Raw genomic sequence first — 2,875 nt, 5'->3', positions numbered from 1 at the left:
GAATAAGACGCCGCTCGACTTTCACCTACTCTTTCCGGATTGGAATGAACAAGACTTGCGCGCGCTCGTTCGACGCGACCGGAATTGTCCTTCTGTAATTATGTGGAGCATCGGCAATGCAGTTGGAGAGCAGTATACCGGCGAAGCCGGCGCTGCGCTGGCGAAGCGGCTGTATGACATTGTGAAGGAGGAGGATTCCACCCGTCCCATCACCTGTGCAATGAATTGGGCCAAACCCGATATGCCTTTGCCGGCTGTCCTGGATGTCATCAGCCTAAACTATCAGGGCGAGGGGATTCGCCAATCGCCGGAATTTGAAGGGACGAACCGCATTCGTACTGCGCCGCAATACGAGGCGAACCATGCAAAATTCCCGGACAAGGTGATTCTCAGCAGTGAAACCGCCTCAGCGTTCAGCAGCCGCGGCATCTACCTTTTCCCCGTCGTGCAAAAGAACAGTGATATTGTGCGGGATGGCCGAGGCGGCGACTCGAAGATTCGCCATGTGACTTCATACGAATTGCATGCTGTCGACTTTGGCTCATCTGCCGACAAGGTATTCGGTTCCATTGCGCGGCATCCATTTGTCGCCGGCGAGTTTGTCTGGACCGGATGGGATTACCTCGGCGAACCGACGCCATATTATGAGTCCCGCAGCTCGTATTCCGGCATCATCGATCTGGCGGGATTCAAGAAGGATCGCTTCTATCTTTACCAGTCGCACTGGCGCCCGGAACTGCCGATGGCGCACCTCCTGCCGCACTGGAATTGGCCGGAGCGTATCGGGGAGGTTACACCGGTGCATATTTTTACTTCGGGCGACGAGGCCGAGTTGTTCATCAACGGCAAGTCGCTCGGTCGAAAGAAAAAAGGGCAGTATGAATACCGCCTGCGCTGGGACGAGGTGAAATACGAACCAGGCGAATTGAAAGTGGTGGCATACAAGAACGGAGAAAAGTGGGCCGAGAACGTTGTCAGAACTACGGGTGAACCGGCGAAGCTGGAGGCATCAGCAGACCGCGATAAGATTCGAGCCGACGGAAAAGATTTGGCCTTCATCACGGTACGAGTGGCCGATAAGAATAGGTTCACCGTGCCAACCGCGAAGAACCCAATCAAGTTCGAGATAAAGGGTAGCGGCGAGATCGTCGCAACAGATAACGGCGATCCGACGAATTTCGTGCCGTTCTCGTCACACGAGCGCGAGGCGTTCAACGGTTTGGCTTTAGTTATCATTCGCTCGAAGTCAAGTGAGTCCGGTGCGATAACGGTTACGGCGAAATCACCGGGGCTGGAGGAAGCGCGCGTGGTTATTAAAAGTCTTTAGCCCAACGCGGACGAGCCGCAACCAAAAAGATAATCTCCAACTGATAGAAGAACCCAACTGTTAAAAGCTTTTTCCGTTGGGTCCTTCTATTAGTTTGGAAAAAGTTTTTGCTTTTTTTGCAACGTTTTCACTTGTAACAGACTACGGAGATGAAACGACTAACTCTTTCCATTTCCGCTTTATTTGTGTTCAGCGTATTTGCTAACGCACAAAATATTGTCAAACATGCCCCGCTGGGTTTTGACAGTTTGCGCGCTGATATTTCACACGGAAAAGTTGATTCTATTTACTATGAATCAAAAACCGTTGGCGCAAAACGCAAAGCCATGATTTATACGCCGCCGGGATTTTCAAAAGATAAAAAGTATCCGGTGCTCTATCTTTTGCACGGTATAGGCGGCGATGAAAAGGAATGGCTCATCAATGGCCAACCGCAAGTGATTTTGGATAATCTTTATGCTGAAAACAAAATTGCGCCGATGCTTGTCGTCATGCCCAATGGCCGGGCCATGAAGGATGATCGTGCGGTTGGAAATCCCTTTGACTCCGTTAAAGTGCAGGCGTTTGCGACGTTTGAACAAGACCTGCTGAACGATTTGATCCCTTTTATTGAAAAAACATTCCCGGTTTATACTGACCGTGAGAAGCGTGCCATTGCAGGCTTATCAATGGGCCGCGGACAAGCATTGAATTTCGGATTAGGCAATCTCGACAAATTTGCCTGGGCCGGCGGCTTCTCATCTGCGCCCAATACCAAAGCTCCTGAACAGTTAGTGCCGAATCCAGGCGAAGCGAAAAAGAAACTAAAATTGCTGTGGATTTCGTGCGGCGACAATGATCGTCTGATTAGATTCAGCCAACGCACGCATGATTATTTGCAGGCAAACGGCGTTCCCCATATTTTTTATATCGAGCCAGGCGGCCACGACTTCAAGGTTTGGAAAAACGACTTGTACTTGTTCAGCCAGCTCCTTTTCAAGCCGGTCGACACTTCAACATTCTCGCAATACGGCAATGGGGGTGCACCCGGTTCATCGAATTTAAAGGGATTAAAATTCCACAGCGACAACGGCGACGGCACATACACCAACCCGATCATCAGCGCTGATTTCCCGGACCCGGATGTCATCCTGGTGGACGATGTCTATTATTTTGTGTCGACGACCATGTTCATCTTTCCCGGCGTCACCATTCTGAAATCGCACGATCTGGTCAACTGGGAGTATTGCAGCAACGCCGTAACGAGATTCGATTTTCACGACTGCTATAACCTCGACGGCTGCAACAGGTACTCGCACGGACAGTGGGCAACGAGCTTAAAATACCACAATGGCAAATTCTATTTATTATTCATCACGCTCGATGAAGGCGGCTTTTTGTGCACCGCAGACAAAGCCGAAGGCCCCTGGCAAATCAGAAAATTGCCAAAGGGGTTTTACGATCCCGGCTTATTCTTCGACGATGACGGAAAAATTTATGTGGCGCACGGGTACAGCAAAATTTCGATTACGGAAGTAGATGAAGCACTGGCGCCGGTAGGGCCGGATA

The 2,875-nt window shown here is 50.5% G+C and carries 2 protein-coding genes; both read left to right on the top strand.

Annotated elements, in window-relative coordinates; genetic code table 11:
* The coding region (locus FBQ85_28825; protein MDL1879138.1) for a DUF4982 domain-containing protein at window positions 1-1,327 on the top strand (1,327 nt) is incomplete at its 5' end.
* A 149-nt stretch (window positions 1,328-1,476) separates the two neighbouring features.
* Window positions 1,477-2,875, top strand: a 1,399-nt coding sequence (locus FBQ85_28820; GenBank protein ID MDL1879137.1) for a hypothetical protein, incomplete at its 3' end; no start/stop codon positions are given.

It is taken from the genome of Cytophagia bacterium CHB2 (assembly GCA_030263535.1).
In the GTDB taxonomy this organism is placed as follows: Bacteria; Zhuqueibacterota; Zhuqueibacteria; order Zhuqueibacterales; family Zhuqueibacteraceae; genus Coneutiohabitans.
The sequence above is the reverse complement of the archived record's forward strand: the minus strand, read 5'-3'. Positions and strand labels throughout refer to the sequence as shown.